We start from the raw sequence: 21,297 nt of genomic DNA on the forward strand, positions 1-21,297 counted from the left end.
GGTCGATTTACGCTATGCTGAAGCCTGCCCGTAGCTCGACAAGGAACCTCCATGAAAATTTCCCGCCTCGGTGAAGCGCCGGATTATCGCTTCTCTCTGGCTAATGAACGCACGTTCTTAGCGTGGATCCGCACGGCGCTGGGCTTTCTGGCTGCAGGTGTCGGCCTCGATCAGCTCGCACCTGATTTCGCCACGCCGCTGATCCGCGAAGTACTGGCGCTGCTTCTGTGCCTGTTCGCAGGCGTGCTGGCGATTTACGGCTATCTGCGCTGGTTGCGCAATGAGAAGGCGATGCGTCTGAAGCAGGATTTACCCTATACGCGCGGGCTACTCATCATCAGCGCGATCCTGCTGACGGTGGCAGGCGTGGTGATGGTGCTGGTGTTCTATGGCGGATAGCCGCAAAGCGCGACGCGAAGCGGACCCTGGCCTGCAGCCGGAGCGGACGTCGCTCGCATGGCTGCGCACGTTGCTGGGGTATGGCGCGCTGATTGCTCTGGCGATCAAGCACAACTGGCACCGGACCGGGGTGCCATTCTGGATCTCAATTGTTGTGCTGGCGCTGGTAGCCTTCATTTTGTGGCGCTATACCCGCAGCCGTAACCTGATGGACGTGGCGCAGGATGATTTTGTGCAGCCGAAAGCGGTGCGGGATAAGTTCCTGATCGCGCTCGCTGTGCTGTCTCTGTCTTTACTCTTTGCCGTTACTCATATTCAGCAAATGGTGAGCTTATAAGCCCGGTGGCGGCTACGCCTTACCGGGCCTACGATTAACGGCTTTTTGCTAAATACTTCGCCATCTCGTCTTCCGGCACCATGCCGCCCCCGGTTGCCCATACCAGGTGGGTGACGTTGGCATCTGAATGCACACGCAGCGGCCCGGCCATGCCCGCCAGCGCGGACGGTTCCAGACGAATGTCTTCCTCCTGCGCCAGCCAGCCGAGCATGTCATACATGCTTTGATCGGAAAGCGTGTAGAACCCGTCCAGCAGGCGCTCCATCGCGCGGCCCACGAAGCCGGACGCGCGCCCGACCGCCAGGCCGTCTGCCGCCGTCACGTTGTCGATACCCAGGTCCTGCACCGCAATCTCGTCGTGCAGGCCGGTGTAAACGCCGAGCAGCATGCACGGCGAGTGCGTGGGTTCCGCAAAGAAGCAGTGGACGTTATCACCGAAGGCCAGCTTCAGGCCAAACGCCACGCCGCCAGGGCCGCCGCCGACACCGCAGGGCAGGTAGACGTACAGGGGATGCGCCGCATCCACCACGCGGCCCTGTTCGGCAAACTGCGCCTTCAGCCGCTCGCCTGCCACCGCATAGCCCAGGAACAAGGTGCGGGAGTTTTCATCATCAATGAAGAAGCAGTTCGGATCGCTTTCTGCCGCTTTGCGCCCCTGTTCCACCGCCACGCCGTAATCCTGCTCATACTCCACGACGATGACGCCATGGCTGCGGAGCTTCGCTTTCTTCCACTCGCGGGCATCGGCGGACATGTGCACCGTCACCTTAAAGCCGATGCATGCGCTCATAATGCCGATGGACATCCCCAGGTTGCCGGTTGAGCCCACCGCAATGCTGTACTGGCTGAAGAAGTCCTTAAAGCGCGGCTCCAGCAGAACGCTGTAGTCGTCTTCGATGCTCAGCAAGCCGGCGTCCAGCGCCAGTTTCTCCGCGTGGGTCAACACCTCGTAGATGCCGCCGCGTGCTTTAATCGAGCCGGAAATCGGAAGATGACTGTCTTTTTTCAGCAGCAGGGTGCCGGGAATGGTCTTGTCATATTCTTTCCCCAGTCGCGCCTGCATGGCCGGAATGGCGACCAGTTCGGATTCAATAATCCCCTTCGTGACGGCCGTTTCCGGAAAGGCTTTCGCCAGATACGGCGCGAAGCGGTTAAGGCGCGCGTGCGCGTCGTCCACGTCGGCTTTGGACAGCCCGACGTAAGGCAATCCTTCCGCCAGCGTCGTGGTACGTGGGTTAAGCCAGGTGGTTTCTTTCAGGGCAATCAGATCCTCAACCAGAGGAAACTGTGCGGTTAAAGTAGTGATAGTTGCGTTTTCCATAGTACGTCTCTTCGCGCTCAGATAATGAAAGAAAGCAGGAATGTGCCGCCAAGTGCAAGCACCGAGGCGATAAACGTCGCCGTCGTATAGTATTTGAAGGTCTCATTCAGGGTTGCGCCGCAGTATTGCTTCACCAGCCAGAAGAGAGAATCGGTGACGATCGTGCAGCCAATGGCGCCGGAACCGATAGCAATGGTGATGATCTCCGGACTCACGTTCGGATAGAGCGGCAGCATCGGCGCGACTATCGCCGTGGCGCCCATCATCGCGACCGTGGCGGAGCCTACGGCGGCATGCAGCACCAGCGCCACCAGCCAGGCGAGCAGGATAGGATGCATGTGCAGGTTCGAGAGAATATGCGCCAGTGAGTCCGCCAGTCCGCTGGTTTTGAGGATGGCGTTGAACGCGCCGCCCGCGCCGATAATCAGCAAAATATTGGCGATAGAGCCAAAACCGTGCTCGGTGTGCGTCAGCATCGCCCCCATGCTCATATGCTGGCGGATCCCCAGCAGGTAGTAGGCGACAAACACGGCGATAAACATCGCGGTGATTGGGTTGCCGATAAATTCGAGGAGCGTATACAGCGAACCTTCTTTTGCCATATTCAGCTCGGCAATGGTCTTCACCAGCATGAGGCCAATTGGCAGCAGAACCGTAAACAGCGTGGTGCCCAGCGACGGGAGGGTGTGTTCTTCCCGCACCTTGAGGTCAGAAAATTCTGCCGGAACCGGTTTAAACGGCAGACGATTGCCGAGCAGTTTCAGGAACAGCGGGCCACCGACCAGAGACGCCACCAGTCCTACCATCAAACCATAAACAATTACCGTTCCGATATCCGCGCCTAACTTATTGGTCACAAACAGCGCGGCTGGATGCGGAGGCACCACGCAGTGGACCGCCATCAGCGCAGTACAGAGCGGAATGGCCAGCTTGAGCAGCGACGTGTTGGTCTTTTTGGCGATGGAAAACGCCAGCGGGATCAGCAGTACCACGCCCACTTCCACGAACAACGTAATGCCGCAAATCAGGCCCACCAGCACCATAATCACGTCAGCTGACAGCCAGCGGCAGCGCTGCAGCGTGATCCCGATGCGCTCTGCCGCGCCGGAGACTTCCATCATTTTGCCGAGAATGTTGCCCAGACCAATCACCGCCGCCAGGAAGCCCAGCGTACCGCCAATCCCGCTCTCAATGGCGTTCACCATATCCAGTGGGCTCATTCCCATCATCGCACCGACGAAAAAGCTCGCCAGCAGCAGCGCGAGGAACGGGTGAAACTTCAGCTTAACGATGGTTAAAACAATTAAAACAATGCTGACCAGCAGCGTTGCCACAACCCAGACCTGAGATCCCATATCTCACCTCACCCTTATGTCATCTGTGGGTATTGGACGAAAAAACGGCGGGGGCTGACAAACGATATAAATTGGCATTCAGGTGAGCCAGATTGGATCAACTGAGTGACTACGCTCTAAAAAACGCACTTAACTTGCATTAGGTTCACATAAATTCACCCTTAAACGGTATGCTGAGCGCAGAAACCACGCGTGAGAATTGTGATGACCGATGCGAATGAAGCCAGAAACCGGCTGTTAAACGGCTGGCAGCTGTCGAAAATGTACACCTTTGAAGTGGCCGCCCGGCATGAGTCCTTCGCGCTGGCCGCGGAGGAGCTCTCGCTCAGCCCCAGCGCGGTGAGCCACCGCATTAATCTGCTGGAAGAGGAGCTGGGTATTCAGCTGTTCGTCCGCTCGCACCGTAAGGTTGAGCTGACGCAGGAGGGGAAGCGCGTTTACTGGACCCTTAAATCCTCCCTCGATACCCTGAATCAGGAGATCCTGGACATCAAAAACCAGGCGCTCTCCGGTACGCTAACGGTGTACTCCCGGCCATCGATTGCGCAGTGCTGGCTGGTTCCCATGCTGGGAGATTTTACCCGCCGCTATCCGTCGATTTCACTCACCGTCCTGACCGGAAATGATTACGTCAATATGCAGCGAACGGGCATCGATCTGGCGCTCTATTTCGACGATACCCCGGCAAACCACCTTTCCCAACACTTCCTGATGGATGAGGAGATTTTGCCCGTTTGTTCGCCCGCGTACGCCCGCGAACATCAACTGGTTAAAAACCCCCATAACCTCAGCCACTGTACGTTGCTGCATGACCGTCAGGCCTGGAGCAATGATTCCGGTACGGATGAATGGCAAAGCTGGGCGCAGCATTTTGCGGTAAATATGCCGTCATCGTCGGGGATTGGTTTTGATCGTTCTGATTTAGCGATTATTGCGGCCATCAATGATGTGGGGGTGGCGATGGGCAGAAAGCGGCTGGTGCAGAAACGGCTCGAGAAGGGAGAGTTGATTGCACCGTTTGGTGAAAAGACCCTCAAATGCCATCAGCATTACTATATCTCAACGCTTCCGGGCCGCCAGTGGCCGAAAATTGACGCCTTTATTAGCTGGCTGAGAGAACGGGCAAGGTGAAGAATTATTACGCTTTGACGCTACACCAAATGTGAAAAAGCGTGCTAAATACAGGTAATGCTTTCGATTTATCCAGGGTAAACCGTGTTAAAGCCTTTTATTGCCTCTGCGTTACTGATCTCTTCCGGCTGGGCGATTGCCGCTGAGCCGGCGATGACGGCTGCCCGCTATGCTCAGCAGCTGGGTGTGGGGATGGATGTAGACTGGGCGCGTACCGAGCGCGGTATACGTGAATTTGACCCGCTGGTGGTACGCGATTTTCGTGCAAAAGGCATTAGCCATGTGCGCATCCGCGTCGCCGATGAGCCGACGGAAGCGCGGCTCATCCATCTGCGCAAGCTGGTGGAAGCCTGCGAGCAGTATGGTGTCATCCCGATTATTGCTTATCAGGCAGATGAATATAAAAACGACCCGAAAGCCGATAATGAGAAAGAGACAATCAACTGGTGGATTGCCGTCGCCCACTATTTCGGTCAGAGCTACCCGCAGTTGGGTTTTGACCTGATTTACGAGCCCGCCGACAAGCTCAACCACAACCTCGCGTCGTTAAATCGCGTGTATGAAAAAACCATAAAAGCGATCCATGACATTGACCCGCAGCGCATGATTTTCATCGCACCGCGCCTGCGCGCCGCGCCGGAGGATTTAACCAGCCTGAAGCTGCCTGCGCACAGCCAGAACTTCCTGCTGGCGGAGTGGCATATTTTCCCGTGGGGGCCGCTGAAAAATAACGGTAAATACCCGTGGACGTCCGGCACGGCGGCAGAGAAAGCGGCTATCCATAATCGCATCAATACCGCGCTGCGCTGGCAGCAAAAAACCGGGCACGTCAGCTGGGTCGGAGGCTGGGGCGTGGGGGAGTCAAACCACCTCACGCCAACCGCTTCGCAAATGGCCTTCGCCACCTTTATGGCCTGCGAGCTGCAAAAGGCGAAAATTCCGTATGCGCTTAACGCGGATTTCCAGTTTTACGACGGGGAAGAGGGCGCCTGGCGACCTGCGCCAGAGCCGTTATTACAGGCGATGATTGCTCCCGTCTGTGAAAAGCCCGGCGAAAAGCCGGGCCATCATGCGGTTAAACCGGCTGCTCGTGATGCGGGACACGCGACGCCAGCGGCAGCCAGCACAGTAAAATCAGCAGCCCCATCAGCGTCATCAGCAAACCCAAACTAGCCTGCCCGGTCTGCGGCATCATGGCCGAGAGCCAGGCCAGCGCGCCGGAGCCGATGTTTTGCAAACCGCCCACCAGCGCGCCCGCCGTGCCCGCGAGGAACGGGAACGGCTCCATCGCGCCGCTGGTGGCGAGAGGGAACAGCATCCCCGCGCCGAAGAAGAACAGCGCCGCCGGGATCAGCAGCGTCCAGACGGTCATCACGCCAAACAGCCCCGGGATCCACATCATCAGTCCCGCCAGCAGACAGCTAATCACTGCTTGCCACATCAGGGTGGAGAAACGCTTGTTCTGACGTCCGGCAAACCAGGCGCCGAAGAACGCCGCCGGGATAGGCAGAATAAACAGAATACTCACCACCATGCTGCTCAGGCCAAGCCCTGCGCCCAGCAGCACGCCGGAGCAGGCTTCGAACACCGCTATGCCTGCCAGGCCGCCGATCAGCATCAGCAGGTAACAGGTAAACGCACCGTTGCCGAACAGCGTTTTGTAGCTGGCGATAAGCTTCGTGCGCGGCGCGTCCTGCGGGCGCGTTTCCGGCATCCACCGTGCCATGCTGAAGGTCACTATCACGCAGAGCACCAGCAGGAAGGCGTAACAGGCGCGCCAGGACCACATTGTGTCCAGCAGGCCGCCAATCAGTGGTGCCAGCAGCGGGCTGACCAGAATCCCCATATTCAACAGGCTGTTGGCATGGCGGAGCTGGGTGCCCTGGTACATATCGCGCGGTAAGGTTCGCGCCATCACCCCGCCGACGCCGGTTCCGACGCCTTGCAGGGCGCTGGCGGCAATCAATACGGTCAGGCTATGGGTGGTGATGGCAATCACCGTCGCCACCATGAATATGCTCATGCCGACCAGGATCACCGGGCGACGCCCGACGCGGTCGGACAGCGGGCCATAGACGAGTTGTGAAACGCCGTAGGTTAGCAGGTAGGCGGCCATTACGCTTTGTACCGCGCCCTCGCGGACGTTTAATTCCTTTGCCATGTCGGCGATCGCCGGAATGTAGATGGTTTGCGCCATCTGACCGACGGCCACCAGTAACACCAGCATCAACAATAAGTTAACGTTCCTTTGTTTTTTCATGTCGCTGAATACTTTTGCCAAAAGAGAAAAATGAAGAATAAGTGACTGCGCATTCCCATAAATGCGCGAGGAATCTACCACAGTGAGATGACAATTTAATCATTGTGATGGTGAATGGATGAACGTCAAAAGGCAGGATTTGTAAACAAAAACGGCAACTAATGTTGCCAGTGATTTATGCGAGGCGCAGGAGAATAGCGCCGCCAGCAATACCCAGCGCCGCAGCGATGCGCAGGCCCGCAACCTTCTCTTTTAAAAGCACAAAGGCAATCAGCGCCCCGAAAAGAATCGAGGTTTCACGCAGCGCCGCGACTACGGCCAGCGGTGCCTGCGTCATCGCCCACAGTGCCAGGCCATACGAGCCCATGGTGCCGACACCGCCGAGCAGCCCCTTTTTCCAGTGCAGACGCAGGTAGCCAAAGGCTTCACGCCGACGCGCCACCATCGCCCAGCTCAGCAGGCAAAAACCGTTCATAAAGAAGGTCCACAGCGTGTAGCCCAGCGCAGTGTCCGAGAGCCGCACCCCGGTGCCGTCCACCAGCGTATATCCGGCGATAAAACAGGCGTTCAGCAGCGCCAGCCAGATCCCTTTTCGGGACTGCGTGCGCCCGTTCATGGCCATCGCCAGAATCGACAGGCAGATCACCCCGATGCCGGACCAGGCGAGCCAGGAGAGACGATCGCCGAGCGCCAGGACGCTGATCAGCGCCACCAGCAGCGGGGCGGTACCGCGCATCAGCGGGTAGGTCTGGCTCATATCCGAGACCTGATAGGTCTTTGCCACCAGCACGGTGTACACCACCTGTAAGGCGCAGGAGACGATTAAAAACGGCCAGCTTGCAGTAGAAGGCTGTGGAGAGAAGGGGAGCAACACCAGCGCAATCAGCGTAGCGGAGCCGCTGACGCTTATCGCAGAATAGAGCTTGTCCGTTCCGGCCTTAACGATAGCGTTCCAGCTGGCATGCAGCAGCGCGGCAAACAGCAAAATGCAGAATACGGTGATGGTCATGGCGTATCGGGTGGTGAATTGTCACTCAACTGTAACATTCACGTCCTGATGCTGCCAGCCGGTTACACCGCACAAAACAGGCGGTGCGTCACCCGCGGCTCATCCGAGACCAGCGTGAAACCCGCCCGGCGGTAGAACCCATACGCGGTATCCGGCGCGTGGGTATTCAGGAAATCAAACCAGATGCTGGCATCGGCCATCACCACGGTTAAAAGCTGTTTGCCGATGCCCAACCCGCGACACTTCTCGCTAACATAGAGATGGCGAATGCGCCCGGCGCGCGGTTGCTGGCTGAAGGGATCGCGGTTGAGACCGCATACGCCTACCAGCTTGCCGTTAAGAAACGCCCCCAGCAGCTTTTCGCCCGGCGCGTTAAAGCGGTTTTCACCCCGCTGCCAGTTCTCTTCCAGCCTGCGCAGCATGTTGAAATTCAATGCGATACTTTCCGCCTTCAGGGCGATATAGCCCGGTTCATCAGGCGTAACAGGCTCAATTAACAGACGCGACATAGCATTCCCTCGTTATTAAAGAGGGGCAGTTGCCCGCCCCTCTCAGGTGCGACTTGAACCTGACTTACCGAACGTATTTCAGGACAGCATCAAGCAGTTGCAATACTGCAACAATGAGTTTGAGGATAAGTATCACCATATCCACGATGCCCATACGCGTCTCCTTTTGGTAAAAAGGAGCACGATGCTGGCGTACCTTTCCGCCGCCTGTTGCCAGCACCTGGATTGACGTAACACAGTGTGCTCACTTCAGGGGTTAAGGCACTGACGGCACCACCCGTTTCAGCCAGGACTTCATTGCGCCGGTAGAACTGCGGCCCCCTCGCTCACTGCGAACACCCTCAGTATAGATAAATACTGTATGCATGAACAGTATTTTTTGGACAAAAATCGAAAGGCGACCCATACTCAAAAACGTCAAAATCCGTGCCGGAATTGCGCGTTCGTCCTCGATCGCGTATACTTTTTGCGTTGACGTAACACAGTGTGTTCTGCGGCGACCAACCGCAAAACCCTGATAAAAACCTCGCTCCGGCGGGGTTTTTTGTTTTCTGGGTCCGTCCTAAGCAGGCCTTCCGTTGACTAATTGGCAATCCGTGATATTGTTGCCATAATGGCAACGGACGCGGCAGGTATGCAGTATGCATTTAATCTCAATGAAGGCAATTTTGGATGCGGTGATCCAGTTTCCGCAACACAGAGAGGAGCTTCTCTTTCTGGGGCGAACCATCGAAAAGAGCCATTGCACGACGCCTGTTGCGCTAAGAAAAATCTTTCCAACGCTAGATAATTTGAAGTATCTCGATAAGCATTATGTTATTGATATTGCTAACAACAACCTCAGAGTAGTGGCTCTCATATTCTTTGAAAGCCAAAAGTTTTATGTGCGCCATGTTTTTACTCATAAGGAATATGACCGTTTTACGGAGAAACATCGCACTAAGGGGAAGAAATGATGATCGTAGCTGATGCAATGAAAGCAACGCATGCCCTTGTCGCGGCGGTTCCTTTATTGGGTGAACATCCAAACGAGAAAGATTACCAGGACGCACTTGAGCTGGTTGAGTATTTACTGATGAACGAACCTGGCAGCCCTTTGCTGGATATCGTATGTGCAAGAATTCGTCGTTACGAAGCCAATCGGCCCGAAATTGTCGCCTTACGCCAGGAGATGGAATCTGTCCCAGTGGGCATTGCCGTTTTAAGAACCCTTATGGATCAATACAAACTGACTATTTCGGATTTTCAGGATGAAATTGGCAGTAAATCAATGGTTTCAAGGGTGTTGAACGGTCAACGTCAGCTGACGTTGAACCATATAAAAAAACTGGCTGCTCGCTTTGGGGTATCGCCTGCGCTGTTCATTGAATGAAATACTCACGTCCGACTACTGTTTTCATCACCCAACAACCGAAACGTGATCCCTGACGCATTTTTGCGCAGATGAAAATATTTCCATTGTCACGCCCGAAAACCTGTGTTTGTATAAATTCAATCAATGATTCCAAACACAGGTTCCTAATGACTCCATCTCTGTTCACCTCGACCCTACTAAAAACTGCGCAACCAGCCGCAGTGGTCGTCGTGCGTGTGGTGGTGGTCGTCGGCAATGCGCCGTAGGGACTGGATCAACACACGAATCCAAAACCCCGCCGGCGCAAACCGGGCGGGGTTTTTCGTTTAGGACCCTCCCCGGAAGGCTGGCTCAGAAGAAAAGGACTGGAGCATGGCAAGTTCGGGCACAACATCTACTAAGACGCGTTTTACGGGCGCGCAGCTGATCGTTCATTTGCTGGAACGACAGGGCATCACCACGGTTGCGGGCATCCCGGGCGGCACGGTGCTGCCGCTGTACGATGCGTTAAGCCAAAGCACAAAAATCCGCCACGTGCTGGCTCGCCACGAGCAGGGCGCGGGCTTTATCGCGCAGGGCATGGCGCGTACACAGGGGAAACCGGCGGTTTGTATGGCGTGTAGCGGGCCGGGGGCAACCAACCTGGTAACGGCCATCGCCGACGCGCGCCTCGACTCCATTCCGCTGATCTGCATTACCGGCCAGGTGCCGTCTTCGATGATCGGTACCGATGCGTTCCAGGAAGTGGATACCTACGGCATCTCTATCCCCATCACCAAACATAACTATTTAGTTCGCGATATCAGCGAGCTTCCTCAGGTTATCAGCGATGCGTTTCGCATTGCGCAGTCTGGCCGCCCGGGCCCGGTGTGGATAGACATTCCTAAGGATGTCCAGACCGCAGAGATCGAGATTGACGTACTGCCAGAGCCGGGCGACCGTGCCCCCGCGCCGGAATTCAGTGCTGAGAGCGTGCGTGACGCCGCGGCGATGATTAATGCGGCCAAACGCCCGGTGCTCTATCTGGGCGGTGGGGCGATTAACGCCGCGAATGAAATCCGCCAGTTCGCTGAAAAAGCCAGCCTGCCCACCACCATGACCCTGATGGCGCTCGGCATGCTGCCTAAAGCGCACCCGCTCTCGCTCGGCATGCTGGGCATGCACGGCGCGCGCAGCACCAACTACATCCTGCAAGAGGCGGATTTGCTGATTGTGATGGGGGCGCGTTTTGATGACCGGGCGATTGGCAAAACCGAGCAGTTCTGCCCGAACGCCAAAATCATTCATGTGGACATCGACCGCGCCGAGCTGGGTAAAATTAAGCAGCCGCACGTGGCGATTCAGGGCGACGTGGCTGAAGTGCTGGCGCAGTTGATCCCGCAGACGGACGCAGCCGACCGTGCCGACTGGCGTCAGTTGGTCGCCGATTTGCAAAAAGAGTTCCCGGGCGCCATCCCGACCGAGGGCGATCCGCTGAGCCACTATGGTCTTATCAACGCTGTGGCCGCCTGCGTGGACGACAGCGCGATTATTACCACCGACGTGGGCCAGCATCAGATGTGGACCGCCCAGGCCTACCCGCTGAACCGTCCGCGCCAGTGGCTGACCTCCGGTGGCCTCGGCACCATGGGCTTTGGCCTGCCTGCTGCCGTGGGCGCGGCGCTGGCGAATCCGGACCGCAAAGTCATCTGCTTCTCCGGTGACGGCAGCCTGATGATGAACATTCAGGAAATGGCGACCGCGGCCGAAAACCAGTTAGACGTCAAAATCATTCTGATGAACAACGAGGCGCTGGGGCTGGTACACCAGCAGCAAAGCCTTTTCTACAAGCAGGGCGTGTTTGCTGCGACCTATCCGGGAATGATTAACTTTATGCAGATTGCCGCCGGTTTTGGCCTTTACACCTGCGATCTGAACGCCGAAGAGGATGCTCACGCGGCGCTGCAGGAGGCGATTTCGCGCCCGGGCCCGGCGCTGATCCACGTGCGTATCGACCCTGAACAAAAAGTGTATCCGATGGTGCCGCCGGGTGCGGCAAATACTGAGATGGTGGGAGAATAAGCCATGCAGAAACAACATGATAACGTCATTCTGGAACTCACCGTCCGCAACCATCCTGGCGTCATGACCCACGTCTGCGGGCTGTTTGCCCGCCGGGCGTTTAACGTGGAAGGCATTCTCTGTCTGCCGATTCAGGGCAGCGAGCACAGCCGCATCTGGCTACTGGTCAACGATGACCAGCGTCTGGAGCAGATGATGGCGCAGATCGACAAGCTGGAAGATGTCACCAAAGTGGCGCGCAACCAGTCCGATCCCACCATGTTTAACAAAATTGCGGTGTTTTTCGAGTAGATCGCTTAAGGTAAGCGTCTTTCGCTCTTGTAGGCCGGATAAGCGCAGCGCCATCCGGCGTTTTCAGACCGCAGGATCAAACATGACCACCATCGCTCTCATCGACGACCACCTTATCGTCCGCTCCGGCTTTGCCCAGCTTCTCAACCTCGAACCCGATTTTCAGGTCGTGGCCGAGTTTGGCTCCGGTCGTGAGGCGCTGGCGGGCCTGCCGGGGCGCGGAGTGCAGGTCTGTATCTGCGATATCTCAATGCCGGATCTCTCCGGTCTGGAGCTGTTAAGCCAGCTGCCGAAAGGGATGGCGACGATCATGCTCTCGGTCCACGACAGCCCGGCGCTGGTCGAGCAGGCGCTCAACGCGGGCGCACGCGGGTTCCTCTCAAAACGCTGTAGCCCGGACGAGCTGATCGCCGCCGTGCGTACCGTCTCCACCGGCGGCTGCTATTTAACACCGGATATCGCCATTAAGTTGGCGGCCGGACGTCAGGATCCGCTCACTAAACGCGAACGTCAGGTTGCAGAGAAACTCGCACAGGGAATGTCGGTGAAAGAGATTGCGGCCGAGCTGGACCTGTCGCCAAAAACCGTCCACGTTCACCGCGCCAATCTGATGGAAAAACTCAACGTCAGCAACGATGTCGAGCTGGCGCGCCGCATGTTTGATAGCTGGCAATGAACCCGCTGTTTTCGCGGCTGATCGCCGTCGTCGCCAGCTTTTTTATCTTTTCTGCCGCATGGTTCTGCCTGTGGAGCATCAGCCTGCATCTGGTGGAGCGACCCGAGCTGGCGGTATTGCTGTTCCCCTTCGGCCTGCGTCTGGGGTTGATGCTGCAATGTCCCCGCGGCTACTGGCCCGTTTTGCTGGGCGCAGAGTGGCTGATGCTGGTCTGGCTGGCGCAGGAAGTTGCGCTCACGCAGCTGCCATTATTGATGACCGGAAGCCTGCTCACGCTTATCCCGGTTGCGCTCATTTCCCGTTATCGTCACCAGCGTGACTGGCGCACGCTGCTGCGTCAGGGGGCGGCGCTGATTGCCGCCGCGCTGCTGCAATCGCTGCCGTGGGCTGGCGACAAGGAGATGCTCAACGCCCTGCTGCTGACCCTCACCGGCGGGCTGACCCTTGCGCCGACCTGTCTGGTTTTCTGGCACTACCTCACCAGCACCGTCTGGCAGCCGCTGGGGCCTGCGCTGGTCTCCCAGCCCGTCAACTGGCGCGCCCGGCATCTCATCTGGTATCTGCTGCTGTTTGTGGTGAGCCTGTGGCTACAGCTCGGCCTGCCCGCAGAGCTTTCACGTTTCACACCGTTTTGTCTGGCGCTGCCGATCATCGCCCTCGCCTGGCACTACGGCTGGCAGGGCGCCTTAATTGCCACGCTGATGAACGCCATCGCGCTCATTGCCAGCCAGACCTGGCACGACCATCCGGTGGACCTGCTGCTTTCCCTGCTGGCTCAAAGCCTGACCGGGCTGCTGCTGGGGGCGGGGATCCAGCGTCTGCGCGAGCTGAACCAGTCTCTGCAAAACGAGCTGGCGCGTAATCGCCGTCTGGCGGAGCGTTTGCTGGAGACGGAAGAGAGCGTGCGGCAGGAGGTCGCCCGTGAGCTGCATGATGACATCGGCCAGACCATCACCGCCATCCGCACCCAGGCGGGCATTGTCCAGCGTCTGGCGGCGGAAAATGCCGGTGTGAAGCAGGGCGGGGCGCATATCGAACAGCTTTCGCTGGGGGTTTATGACGCCGTTCGCCGCTTGCTGGGACGGCTGCGTCCGCGCCAGCTTGACGACCTGTCACTTGAGCAGGCGATACGCTCCCTGATGCGCGAGATGGAGCTGGAAAGCCGCGGCATTGTCAGCCATCTCGACTGGCGAATTAATGAATCTGCGCTGAGTGAAGGCCAGCGCGTGACGCTGTTCCGCGTCTGTCAGGAAGGGCTGAATAATATCGTCAAACACGCCAATGCCAGCGCGGTCACCATTCAGGGCGGCCAGCAGAACGATCGCCTGACGCTGGTGATTGAAGACGACGGCTGCGGCCTGCCGCCGGGCTCCGGCCAGCAGGGTTTTGGCCTGGCGGGCATGCGCGAGCGCGTGAAGGCGCTGGGTGGCACGCTGGCTATCTCCTGTACTCACGGGACGCGCGTTAGCGTCAGCCTGCCGCTAAGGAACCACCATGTTTAAAATGCCTGCCAACGCCTCACCGCTAGGCGACAAAGCGGAAATTGACGCGCGCTACCGCTACTGGCGTCGCCATATCCTGATGACCATCTGGCTTGGCTATGCGCTGTTTTACTTTACCCGCAAAAGCTTTAACGCCGCCGCGCCGGAAATCCTCGCCAGCGGCGTGATGACGCGTACCGATATCGGCCTGCTGGCGACGCTGTTTTACATCACCTACGGCCTGTCGAAGTTCTTCTCCGGCATCGTCAGCGACCGCTCCAACGCGCGCTACTTTATGGGCGTCGGGCTGATTGCCACCGGCGTGGTGAATATCCTGTTCGGCTTCTCCACCTCGCTGTGGGCCTTTGCCCTGCTGTGGGCGCTGAACGCTTTTTTCCAGGGCTGGGGAGCGCCGGTTTGTGCCCGTCTCCTCACCGCCTGGTACTCGCGCAACGAGCGCGGCGGCTGGTGGGCAATCTGGAACACCGCGCATAACGTCGGCGGGGCGCTGATCCCGATGGTGGTCGGTGCAGCGGCGCTGCACTACGGCTGGCGCGCAGGGATGATGATTGCCGGGGGCCTGGCGATTGTTGCCGGGCTGTTCCTCTGCTGGCGCCTGCGCGACAGGCCGCAAACCGTTGGACTGCCTGCGGTAGGCGACTGGCGGCACGACGAGATGGAGATTGCCCAACAGCAGGAAGGGGCGGGGCTGACCCGCAAAGAGATCCTGACTAAATACGTGCTGAAAAATCCCTACATCTGGCTACTCTCGCTCTGTTACGTGCTGGTTTACGTGGTACGTGCGGCGATCAACGACTGGGGCAATCTGTACATGTCGGAGACGCTCGGGGTGGATCTGGTCACCGCCAACTCGGCGGTCACGATGTTCGAGCTGGGCGGATTTATCGGCGCGCTGGTGGCAGGCTGGGGCTCGGACAAGCTGTTTAACGGCAACCGAGGCCCGATGAACCTGATCTTCGCCGCCGGGATATTGCTCTCCGTCGGCTCGCTGTGGCTGATGCCGTTCGCCAGCTACGTGATGCAGGCGGCATGCTTCTTCACCATCGGCTTCTTCGTGTTTGGCCCGCAGATGCTGATCGGCATGGCCGCGGCGGAGTGCTCGCACAAAGAGGCGGCGGGTGCGGCGACGGGGTTTGTCGGGCTGTTTGCCTATCTTGGCGCATCGCTCTCTGGCTGGCCCCTGGCGCGGGTGATCGACACCTGGCACTGGAGCGGTTTCTTCGCGGTCATCGCCATCGCGGCGGGGATCTCTGCCCTGCTGCTGCTGCCCTTCCTGCACGCGCAGGCCCCGCGCGAAGCGTGACACACTTCACCTTTTACTGCCGAGTGGCGCAAAACTAAGAAATTTTCCCGGTTTTACCTGGACGCTATCTCAGGCATCTCTCCCGGCTGATTTTTACAATGCCTGCCATTCGCAGGTAAAAATCAGCTCAGGAGCAAACCATGCTGGCCTTCCTCAATCAGGTGCGCAAGCCGACCCTGGATCTGCCGCTCGACGTGCGGCGCAAAATGTGGTTCAAACCGTTCATGCAGTCGTATCTGGTGGTCTTCATCGGCTATCTGACCATGTACCTGATCCGCAAAAACTTTAACATCGCGCAGAACGACATGATCTCGACCTACGGGCTGAGCATGACGCAGCTGGGGATGATTGGCCTGGGATTCTCCATCACCTACGGGGTGGGGAAAACGGTGGTTTCCTACTATGCGGACGGTAAAAATACCAAGCAGTTCCTGCCGTTTATGCTGATTCTCTCCGCCATCTGTATGCTCGGCTTCAGCGCCAGCATGGGCGCAGGCTCCGTGAGCCTGTTCCTGATGATCGCTTTCTATGCCCTGAGTGGTTTCTTCCAGAGTACCGGCGGATCGTGCAGCTACTCCACCATCACCAAATGGACCCCGCGCCGCAAGCGTGGTTCGTACCTCGGCATGTGGAACATCTCGCATAACCTCGGCGGTGCGGGCGCGGCAGGCGTGGCGCTGTTCGGCGCGAACTATCTGTTCGATGGCCACGTGATCGGCATGTTTATCTTCCCGTCGATTATCGCCCTGATTGTCGGCTTTATCGGCCTGCGCTTCGGCAGCGATTCCCCGGAATCTTACGGCCTCGGCAAAGCCGAAGAGCTGTTCGGCGAGGAGATCAGCGAAGAGGACAAAGAGACCGAAGAAAACGAGATGACCAAATGGCAGATCTTTGTTGAATACGTGCTGAAAAACAAAGTGATCTGGCTGCTGTGCTTCTCAAACATCTTCCTGTACGTGGTGCGTATCGGCATCGACCAGTGGTCGACGGTGTATGCCTTCCAGGAGCTGAAGCTTTCTAAAGAAGTCGCGATTCAGGGCTTCACCCTGTTTGAAGTGGGCGCGCTGGTCGGCACGCTGCTGTGGGGCTGGCTCTCGGATCTCGCCAATGGCCGCCGCGCGCTGGTGGCCTGCGTCGCGCTGGCGCTGATTATCGCCACACTCGGCGTCTACCAGCACGCCAGCAACCAGTATGTTTACCTGGCTTCCCTGTTTGCGCTCGGCTTCCTGGTATTTGGTCCACAGCTGCTGATTGGCGTGGCGGCGGTCGGGTTTGTACCGAAAAAAGCGATCGGCGCAGCCGATGGGATTAAAGGCACCTTCGCTTACCTGATCGGCGACAGTTTCGCCAAGCTGGGGCTGGGGATGATTGCCGACGGTACGCCAATTTTTGGCCTCACCGGCTGGGCAGGTACCTTTGCGGCGCTGGATGCGGCAGCCATTGGCTGTATCGTCCTGATGGCGATGGTTGCGGTGCTGGAAGAACGTAAAATTCGTCGCGAAAGGCGAGTGCAGAAATTGAAAACAGCCTGAGTGTGCAGGTGACTTCTTTGCCCGGTGCGTTTTGCCGGGCTTTTTTGTTTTGTACGTCCTGCCTTTACCCCGCTTTACACTCTCCCTCCCCTGTATGCTCTACAGTATTTTTGCTGCCGCCTTTTGTGCAGCCTTAGAACGGAGAGCCTGCATGTTAACCCGACGATTATCCTGCCTTGCGTTGCTGATGGCGCTGGCGTCACCCGCAATGGCCGCGGATACCCCTTCCTACGGCGAGAAGCTGGAAGGTTTCGATTACGGCTGGCCGGTAAAACACTTTACCTTTACCTCGCAAAACCAGTCTCTGGATATGGCTTATCTGGACGTTAAGCCGGAAAAACCCAACGGTCGCACCGTGGTATTGATGCATGGCAAAAACTTCTGCGCTGGAACCTGGGACGGCACGATCCGAGCGCTGTCGGCCAGCGGGTATCGCGTGATCGCACCCGACCAGATTGGTTTCTGTAAATCCACCAAGCCGGAGCGGTATCAGTACACCTTCCAGCAGCTGGCGGACAATACCCATGCGCTGCTCACATCGCTTGGCGTCGATCGCGTGACGGTTATCGGGCATTCGACCGGCGGCATGCTGGCGACGCGCTACGCGCTAATGTGGCCGCAGCAGGTGGAACAGTTGGTGATGATCAATCCGATTGGGCTGGAAGACTGGAAAGCGCGCGGTGTGCCGCATATTACCGTCGACCAGTGGTACCAGCGCGAACTGAAAGTCAGTGCCGACGGTATTCGTCAGTACGAGAAAAACACCTACTACGCTGGGGAGTGGAAGCCGGAATACGAGCGTTGGGTGACCATGCTCGCCGGGCTGAACAACGGGCCGGGCAAAGCGCGCGTGGCCTGGAACTCGGCGCTGCTCTACGACATGATCTACACCCAGCCGGTGATCTACGAATTTAGTGAGCTGAAGATGCCGGTATTATTGATGATCGGCACGAAGGACAACACCGCCATCGGGAAAGATCTCGCCCCGCCGGAGATCCGCAAGACGCTCGGCAACTATGCGGTGCTGGGGAAAGAGACGGCAAAACGCATTCCGCACGCGACGCTGGTGGAATTTAACGATATGGGTCATGCGCCGCAGATGCAGGATCCTGCGCGCTTCCACGAGGCACTGCTGAAGGGGCTTCAGCGCGGCGATCCGCTTTCAGAATGATTTTCCACCTCTTTTCACTGCACTAATAGCGTTTTGCCCGCTGTTGAGGCCTTGCGTTTCCCGCTATGATAAGCGGCTAGTCTGAGGAGAACGCATGGTCTGGATAATGCTGGCAACGCTTGCCGTGGTGTTTGTGGTGGGATTTCGTGTCCTGACCTCAGATTCCCGCCGCGCCATCAAACGTTTAAGCGAACGGCTGGGAATCACCCCAATGCCGGTTGAGTCGATGATCGATCAGTTCGGTAAAACAGCCGGGAATGAGTTTATCCGTTATCTTGAACGCCCGGACGAGGCGCATCTGCAAAACGCGGCGCAGGTATTGCTGATCTGGCAGGTCTGCATTGTCGACGGCAGTGAAGAGAACCTGCATACGTGGCACCGTCTGCTGCGTAAAGCCCGCCTGGGTGCGCCGATCACCGATGCGCAAATTCGTCTGGCGCTCGGCTTTATGCGCGAGATGGAGCCCGACCCGCAGGAGCTTAATGCCTTTCAGCTGCGCTATAACCATCTTTTCCTGCCGGAAGAGGGCGTGTTTTACCTGCATTAGTTCTCCTTCCCGCACAAGATATTCTGAGCGTTCAGGATCTCCTCCCGGTTTTCATTGAGGCGGGTTGCCGCATAGATATCAATATTGAGTCGCTTTGCCTCATCATCCGTTAGCTCGCGGTAACAGAGCCCCTCCTGATTGAAGGTGCATTTTGACTGAGGTAGCAGCGCAAACCCTTTCCCTCTTGCGATACGACTCAGCATCACCAGTGAATCGTCTGGTTCTTTTATGCGCTTCAGCGGCGTTTTCAGCGTGTCAAAGTAGCTTTCACATTTGTCGTAAAACGACGGATTAGCACTTCTGGAAAACCAGAAAATCGGTAAATCACTGATATCGTCGAGAGCGACTTTTTCTTTCAGGCTTGCAGGGTGTAAAGAAGGCATTGCGATAAGGAGCGGCTCCTGGCAAACCCAACGGTACTGGACAATATCTTCATGACCTGTCCCTTTTTCCCCTGTTAGCACCAGATCCAGCATATTTTTGGACAAGCTTTGCAGCAGCTGCGCTGATGTCAGGTCCGGTGTTTCAACATCATCCCCGGCGTTCAGTTTTTGAAGCTGCCTATTCACCGGTTCAATATATTCAAAATTAAGCGTCCGGGTGAGTCCGATCCGTAAGGTGGTTTCAGAGGAGAGGGAATCCGTTTTCAGTTCACTGATTTCGCGAAGAATTTTCTCAGCTTTTACCACCAGTGCGCGCCCTGCTTCAGTGAGGCTTACGTCGTGCGTATTTCGACTGAAGAGCTGACGCTTCAAAACGGCCTCAAGACATTTAATCTGCCGGGTCAGAGGGGGCTGCGTCATCCTCAGACGTTCAGCTGCCTTGCGGAAGTTCAACTCATGCGCGACAGCGAGAAAGCATTGCAATTGTTTGATACTGGGAAGGTTATTGCTGATTAAATGTTCTGCTGTAGCCATAACGATGATCCTGAAAAGCGAAAAGGTATTTTCGTTTTATTTTATCTTCTCAGATCTTACACGGGAACGTTTAAAATAAAAACCTAAAAAAATAGTAATACAAAAACTATATTACAAATTTAATAATTCCATTTGAGTACTGGATTGATAAATTTCTCATGCAATTTTGACTCATTTTCTCTAACGCGAAATATGGCATTTAAATTCTGTTAAAGGTCGCCCACGTAATTATCAGAACTAGCGTGTTTGGCAAGAGGGTTCTGTGTAGATGATTATATCTTGCTTACGAGATGCACAGCAGAAAAAATGGCTAATTATATAAACGATTATTGAGGTAAGTAATATGATTTCAGAGAAATTACCACAAAATATGACGCTAAAGTCATGGCTCGCTTTAGTTATTCTGGCAATTTCAACATTCACCATCGTTACCACTGAACTTGCGCCTGTAGGGTTATTAACTCCTATTGCAGAGGGGCTCCATTCTTCGGAATCCGCGGTTGGCATGACCGTGTCTCTTTATGCGTGGGTAGGGGCATTAAGCGCATTGTTTGCCTCCGTGTTCCTGGAAAATGTGGCGAAAAAGCGTCTTTTGTTGGTACTCACCGTCGTTCTTATGATATCCAATATTTTGGCCGCCACGGTAAGCACTTACGGTGCTCTACTGAGTGCGCGCGTATTGGGTGCACTTGCTCATGGTGCATTCTGGGCAATGATTGGAGCGACTGCAGTAGCCATTGTTCCTGCCCGTTATATCGGTACGGCAACATCAATCGTATTTGGCGGTGTTTCTGCGGCAAGCGTGTTTGGTGTACCGGTTTCAAATTATATTGGCATTCATTTGGGCTGGAGACAGGCATTCTGGCTGATGGCAGCACTCAGCGTCGTGGCCTTTGTGGGCATTACTGTTCTTGTCCCGCAAATAAACAATAAAAGCGCGATGGGTATTGATGCTCTCAAAAGAGTGCTGAAATCGTCCACGCTGTGGAAAATTTACTTTGCCACGCTGCTTGCCGTTACCGCCCACTTTGCCGCATTTACCTACATTGAGCCTTGGTTACACATGCAGAGTTTACTCTCCGCTGCTTTTGTTCCGGCTGTGCTTTTAGTTTACGGCATCGCGGGTCTGGCCGGTAATTTCCTGACCGGCGTGTTGATTGATAAATATCTAAAGATGACGGTAGCTTTATCCGTGCTGCTTATCTGTGCGGTGCTGATCTTCCTCGGACGGTCAGGTTCCTCACTCTCTGTCGCGCTCATTTTCACTGCCATGGTTATCTGGGGCGTTGCGGTATCAGGAGTATTTGTCGGATTTCAGACATGGGTGTTACGTATGGCGGAAGATAAAACGTTTCCAGCCTCAGCACTCTATGTTTCGTTTTTCAATATCGCCATTGGTATCGGTGCTTCAGTGGGGGCCTGGATGGTGTCATCGTTCCCGGTCCCCCTCCTGTATATCGTAGCGGGCACAGCCATTGGCCTTTCCATCCTGCTTGTCGCGGTTATTCCTGCGAGCCTTACGACAAAACATTCTCGCGTGGAGAAATCGTACGAGTCAAATTAACGACTGTGCAAGGCACTGCTGAGAAATAAAAAAACGTGACTTTGTTAGCCATAAAAAA

The 21,297-nt window shown here is 56.4% G+C and carries 23 protein-coding genes; 16 read left to right on the plus strand and 7 right to left on the minus strand.

The features are described from left to right. The first annotated feature begins 51 nt into the window (after nt 1-51). Both L3068_RS00105 and L3068_RS00110 read left to right on the plus strand, forming a co-directional pair. Complete coding sequence (locus L3068_RS00105; RefSeq protein WP_014068263.1) at nt 52-399, plus strand: YidH family protein; 348 nt, start codon at nt 52-54, stop codon at nt 397-399. Further along, nucleotides 389-736 (plus strand): DUF202 domain-containing protein, encoded by a 348-nt coding sequence (locus tag L3068_RS00110; protein ID WP_023331677.1) that lies wholly within the window; start codon nt 389-391, stop codon nt 734-736. The genes L3068_RS00105 and L3068_RS00110 overlap by 11 nt, the downstream gene beginning before the upstream one ends. 34 nt (nt 737-770) lie before the next feature. Here L3068_RS00110 and dsdA read toward each other — a convergent pair whose 3' ends face one another. Both dsdA and dsdX read right to left on the minus strand, forming a co-directional pair. Beyond that, on the minus strand, nt 771-2,057 hold the full coding sequence (gene dsdA / locus L3068_RS00115; RefSeq protein WP_023331678.1) for a D-serine ammonia-lyase: 1,287 nt from the start codon (nt 2,055-2,057) through the stop codon (nt 771-773). A 17-nt stretch (nt 2,058-2,074) separates the two neighbouring features. Next, nucleotides 2,075-3,412, minus strand: a complete 1,338-nt coding sequence (gene dsdX, locus L3068_RS00120; RefSeq protein ID WP_117582106.1) for a D-serine transporter DsdX — start codon at nt 3,410-3,412, stop codon at nt 2,075-2,077. Between the two features lie 204 nt (nt 3,413-3,616). Here dsdX and dsdC point away from each other — a divergent pair, with 204 nt between their 5' ends. Beyond that, nucleotides 3,617-4,543, plus strand: a complete 927-nt coding sequence (gene dsdC, locus L3068_RS00125; RefSeq protein WP_050862197.1) for a DNA-binding transcriptional regulator DsdC — start codon at nt 3,617-3,619, stop codon at nt 4,541-4,543. Nucleotides 4,544-4,627: 84 nt separating this feature from the next. Further along, the gene (locus L3068_RS00130; RefSeq protein WP_023331681.1) at nt 4,628-5,716 is read left to right on the plus strand and encodes a cellulase family glycosylhydrolase; all 1,089 of its coding nucleotides are present in this window, start codon (nt 4,628-4,630) and stop codon (nt 5,714-5,716) included. Here L3068_RS00130 and emrD read toward each other — a convergent pair. The 4 genes from emrD to tisB form a co-directional block, all read right to left on the minus strand. Further along, complete coding sequence (gene emrD, locus L3068_RS00135) at nt 5,619-6,803, minus strand: multidrug efflux MFS transporter EmrD (protein WP_045269345.1); 1,185 nt, start codon at nt 6,801-6,803, stop codon at nt 5,619-5,621. The two genes, L3068_RS00130 and emrD, sit on opposite strands and share 98 nt — an antisense overlap. 175 nt (nt 6,804-6,978) lie before the next feature. Beyond that, nucleotides 6,979-7,812: an EamA family transporter gene (locus L3068_RS00140; protein WP_117582104.1), complete on the minus strand. Its 834-nt coding sequence runs from the start codon at nt 7,810-7,812 to the stop codon at nt 6,979-6,981. A 62-nt stretch (nt 7,813-7,874) separates the two neighbouring features. Beyond that, the gene (locus L3068_RS00145) at nt 7,875-8,321 is read right to left on the minus strand and encodes a GNAT family N-acetyltransferase (RefSeq protein WP_014881927.1); all 447 of its coding nucleotides are present in this window, start codon (nt 8,319-8,321) and stop codon (nt 7,875-7,877) included. A gap of 64 nt (nt 8,322-8,385) precedes the next feature. Then, nucleotides 8,386-8,475 (minus strand): type I toxin-antitoxin system toxin TisB, encoded by a 90-nt coding sequence (gene tisB, locus L3068_RS25295; protein ID WP_023331685.1) that lies wholly within the window; start codon nt 8,473-8,475, stop codon nt 8,386-8,388. A 487-nt stretch (nt 8,476-8,962) separates the two neighbouring features. On the opposite strand from tisB, the gene L3068_RS00150 reads away from it, so the two are divergent. The 11 genes from L3068_RS00150 (at nt 8,963) to L3068_RS00200 (ending at nt 18,758) form a co-directional block, all read left to right on the plus strand. Continuing rightward, entirely contained in the window at nt 8,963-9,277 is a 315-nt protein-coding gene (locus L3068_RS00150) for a type II toxin-antitoxin system HigB family toxin (protein WP_023331686.1), read from the plus strand. Beyond that, entirely contained in the window at nt 9,274-9,693 is a 420-nt protein-coding gene (locus L3068_RS00155; RefSeq protein ID WP_023331687.1) for a helix-turn-helix domain-containing protein, read from the plus strand. Before L3068_RS00150 ends, L3068_RS00155 begins: the two co-directional genes overlap by 4 nt. A 149-nt stretch (nt 9,694-9,842) precedes the next feature. After that, nucleotides 9,843-9,941 carry an ilvB operon leader peptide IvbL gene (gene ivbL, locus L3068_RS00160; protein WP_023331688.1) on the plus strand — a complete coding sequence of 33 codons (99 nt, stop codon included), beginning with the start codon at nt 9,843-9,845 and terminating at the stop codon, nt 9,939-9,941. A gap of 106 nt (nt 9,942-10,047) precedes the next feature. Next, entirely contained in the window at nt 10,048-11,736 is a 1,689-nt protein-coding gene (gene ilvB / locus L3068_RS00165; protein ID WP_117582102.1) for an acetolactate synthase large subunit, read from the plus strand. A gap of 3 nt (nt 11,737-11,739) precedes the next feature. Beyond that, the gene (ilvN, locus tag L3068_RS00170) at nt 11,740-12,027 is read left to right on the plus strand and encodes an acetolactate synthase small subunit (protein ID WP_010426528.1); all 288 of its coding nucleotides are present in this window, start codon (nt 11,740-11,742) and stop codon (nt 12,025-12,027) included. An 82-nt stretch (nt 12,028-12,109) separates the two neighbouring features. Then, on the plus strand, nt 12,110-12,703 hold the full coding sequence (uhpA, locus tag L3068_RS00175) for a response regulator transcription factor UhpA (protein WP_014881931.1): 594 nt from the start codon (nt 12,110-12,112) through the stop codon (nt 12,701-12,703). Beyond that, complete coding sequence (gene uhpB, locus L3068_RS00180) at nt 12,700-14,205, plus strand: signal transduction histidine-protein kinase/phosphatase UhpB (RefSeq protein WP_045134486.1); 1,506 nt, start codon at nt 12,700-12,702, stop codon at nt 14,203-14,205. The genes uhpA and uhpB overlap by 4 nt, the downstream gene beginning before the upstream one ends. After that, nucleotides 14,198-15,508, plus strand: a complete 1,311-nt coding sequence (locus L3068_RS00185) for an MFS transporter (RefSeq protein WP_032635256.1) — start codon at nt 14,198-14,200, stop codon at nt 15,506-15,508. The genes uhpB and L3068_RS00185 overlap by 8 nt, the downstream gene beginning before the upstream one ends. 140 nt (nt 15,509-15,648) lie before the next feature. Further along, entirely contained in the window at nt 15,649-17,040 is a 1,392-nt protein-coding gene (gene uhpT / locus L3068_RS00190) for a hexose-6-phosphate:phosphate antiporter UhpT (protein ID WP_045269323.1), read from the plus strand. Nucleotides 17,041-17,191: 151 nt separating this feature from the next. Then, nucleotides 17,192-18,211 (plus strand): alpha/beta fold hydrolase, encoded by a 1,020-nt coding sequence (locus L3068_RS00195; RefSeq protein ID WP_059373343.1) that lies wholly within the window; start codon nt 17,192-17,194, stop codon nt 18,209-18,211. 94 nt (nt 18,212-18,305) lie between these two features. Next, nucleotides 18,306-18,758, plus strand: a complete 453-nt coding sequence (locus L3068_RS00200) for a DUF1198 domain-containing protein (RefSeq protein WP_045281345.1) — start codon at nt 18,306-18,308, stop codon at nt 18,756-18,758. Here the strand turns inward: L3068_RS00200 and L3068_RS00205 are convergent. After that, nucleotides 18,755-19,675 (minus strand): LysR family transcriptional regulator, encoded by a 921-nt coding sequence (locus tag L3068_RS00205; RefSeq protein ID WP_047343388.1) that lies wholly within the window; start codon nt 19,673-19,675, stop codon nt 18,755-18,757. The two genes, L3068_RS00200 and L3068_RS00205, sit on opposite strands and share 4 nt — an antisense overlap. A 343-nt stretch (nt 19,676-20,018) precedes the next feature. Between L3068_RS00205 and L3068_RS00210 the strand changes: the two genes are divergently transcribed. Next, nucleotides 20,019-21,239 (plus strand): MFS transporter, encoded by a 1,221-nt coding sequence (locus L3068_RS00210; RefSeq protein WP_214602808.1) that lies wholly within the window; start codon nt 20,019-20,021, stop codon nt 21,237-21,239. Nucleotides 21,240-21,297: the final 58 nt, after the last annotated feature.

The sequence above is a fragment of the Enterobacter cloacae complex sp. ECL414 genome, assembly GCF_021869685.1.
Lineage (GTDB): Bacteria > Pseudomonadota > Gammaproteobacteria > Enterobacterales > Enterobacteriaceae > Enterobacter > Enterobacter kobei.

Excerpts from the sequence above, each read along its gene's own strand:
- uhpA (WP_014881931.1), top strand. The coding sequence starts at position 12,110 with ATGACCACCATCGCTCTCATCGACGACCACCTTATCGTCCGCTCCGGC.
- L3068_RS00140 (WP_117582104.1), bottom strand. The coding sequence starts at position 7,812 with ATGACCATCACCGTATTCTGCATTTTGCTGTTTGCCGCGCTGCTGCAT.
- L3068_RS00105 (WP_014068263.1), top strand. The coding sequence starts at position 52 with ATGAAAATTTCCCGCCTCGGTGAAGCGCCGGATTATCGCTTCTCTCTG.
- L3068_RS00195 (WP_059373343.1), top strand. The coding sequence starts at position 17,192 with ATGTTAACCCGACGATTATCCTGCCTTGCGTTGCTGATGGCGCTGGCG.
- L3068_RS00205 (WP_047343388.1), bottom strand. The coding sequence starts at position 19,675 with ATGGCTACAGCAGAACATTTAATCAGCAATAACCTTCCCAGTATCAAA.
- L3068_RS00110 (WP_023331677.1), top strand. The coding sequence starts at position 389 with ATGGCGGATAGCCGCAAAGCGCGACGCGAAGCGGACCCTGGCCTGCAG.
- ivbL (WP_023331688.1), top strand. The coding sequence starts at position 9,843 with ATGACTCCATCTCTGTTCACCTCGACCCTACTAAAAACTGCGCAACCA.
- L3068_RS00155 (WP_023331687.1), top strand. The coding sequence starts at position 9,274 with ATGATGATCGTAGCTGATGCAATGAAAGCAACGCATGCCCTTGTCGCG.
- emrD (WP_045269345.1), bottom strand. The coding sequence starts at position 6,803 with ATGAAAAAACAAAGGAACGTTAACTTATTGTTGATGCTGGTGTTACTG.
- L3068_RS00210 (WP_214602808.1), top strand. The coding sequence starts at position 20,019 with ATGATTTCAGAGAAATTACCACAAAATATGACGCTAAAGTCATGGCTC.
- L3068_RS00200 (WP_045281345.1), top strand. The coding sequence starts at position 18,306 with ATGGTCTGGATAATGCTGGCAACGCTTGCCGTGGTGTTTGTGGTGGGA.
- uhpT (WP_045269323.1), top strand. The coding sequence starts at position 15,649 with ATGCTGGCCTTCCTCAATCAGGTGCGCAAGCCGACCCTGGATCTGCCG.
- ilvB (WP_117582102.1), top strand. The coding sequence starts at position 10,048 with ATGGCAAGTTCGGGCACAACATCTACTAAGACGCGTTTTACGGGCGCG.
- dsdC (WP_050862197.1), top strand. The coding sequence starts at position 3,617 with ATGACCGATGCGAATGAAGCCAGAAACCGGCTGTTAAACGGCTGGCAG.
- dsdA (WP_023331678.1), bottom strand. The coding sequence starts at position 2,057 with ATGGAAAACGCAACTATCACTACTTTAACCGCACAGTTTCCTCTGGTT.
- L3068_RS00145 (WP_014881927.1), bottom strand. The coding sequence starts at position 8,321 with ATGTCGCGTCTGTTAATTGAGCCTGTTACGCCTGATGAACCGGGCTAT.
- dsdX (WP_117582106.1), bottom strand. The coding sequence starts at position 3,412 with ATGGGATCTCAGGTCTGGGTTGTGGCAACGCTGCTGGTCAGCATTGTT.
- tisB (WP_023331685.1), bottom strand. The coding sequence starts at position 8,475 with ATGGGCATCGTGGATATGGTGATACTTATCCTCAAACTCATTGTTGCA.
- L3068_RS00150 (WP_023331686.1), top strand. The coding sequence starts at position 8,963 with ATGCATTTAATCTCAATGAAGGCAATTTTGGATGCGGTGATCCAGTTT.
- L3068_RS00185 (WP_032635256.1), top strand. The coding sequence starts at position 14,198 with ATGTTTAAAATGCCTGCCAACGCCTCACCGCTAGGCGACAAAGCGGAA.
- uhpB (WP_045134486.1), top strand. The coding sequence starts at position 12,700 with ATGAACCCGCTGTTTTCGCGGCTGATCGCCGTCGTCGCCAGCTTTTTT.
- ilvN (WP_010426528.1), top strand. The coding sequence starts at position 11,740 with ATGCAGAAACAACATGATAACGTCATTCTGGAACTCACCGTCCGCAAC.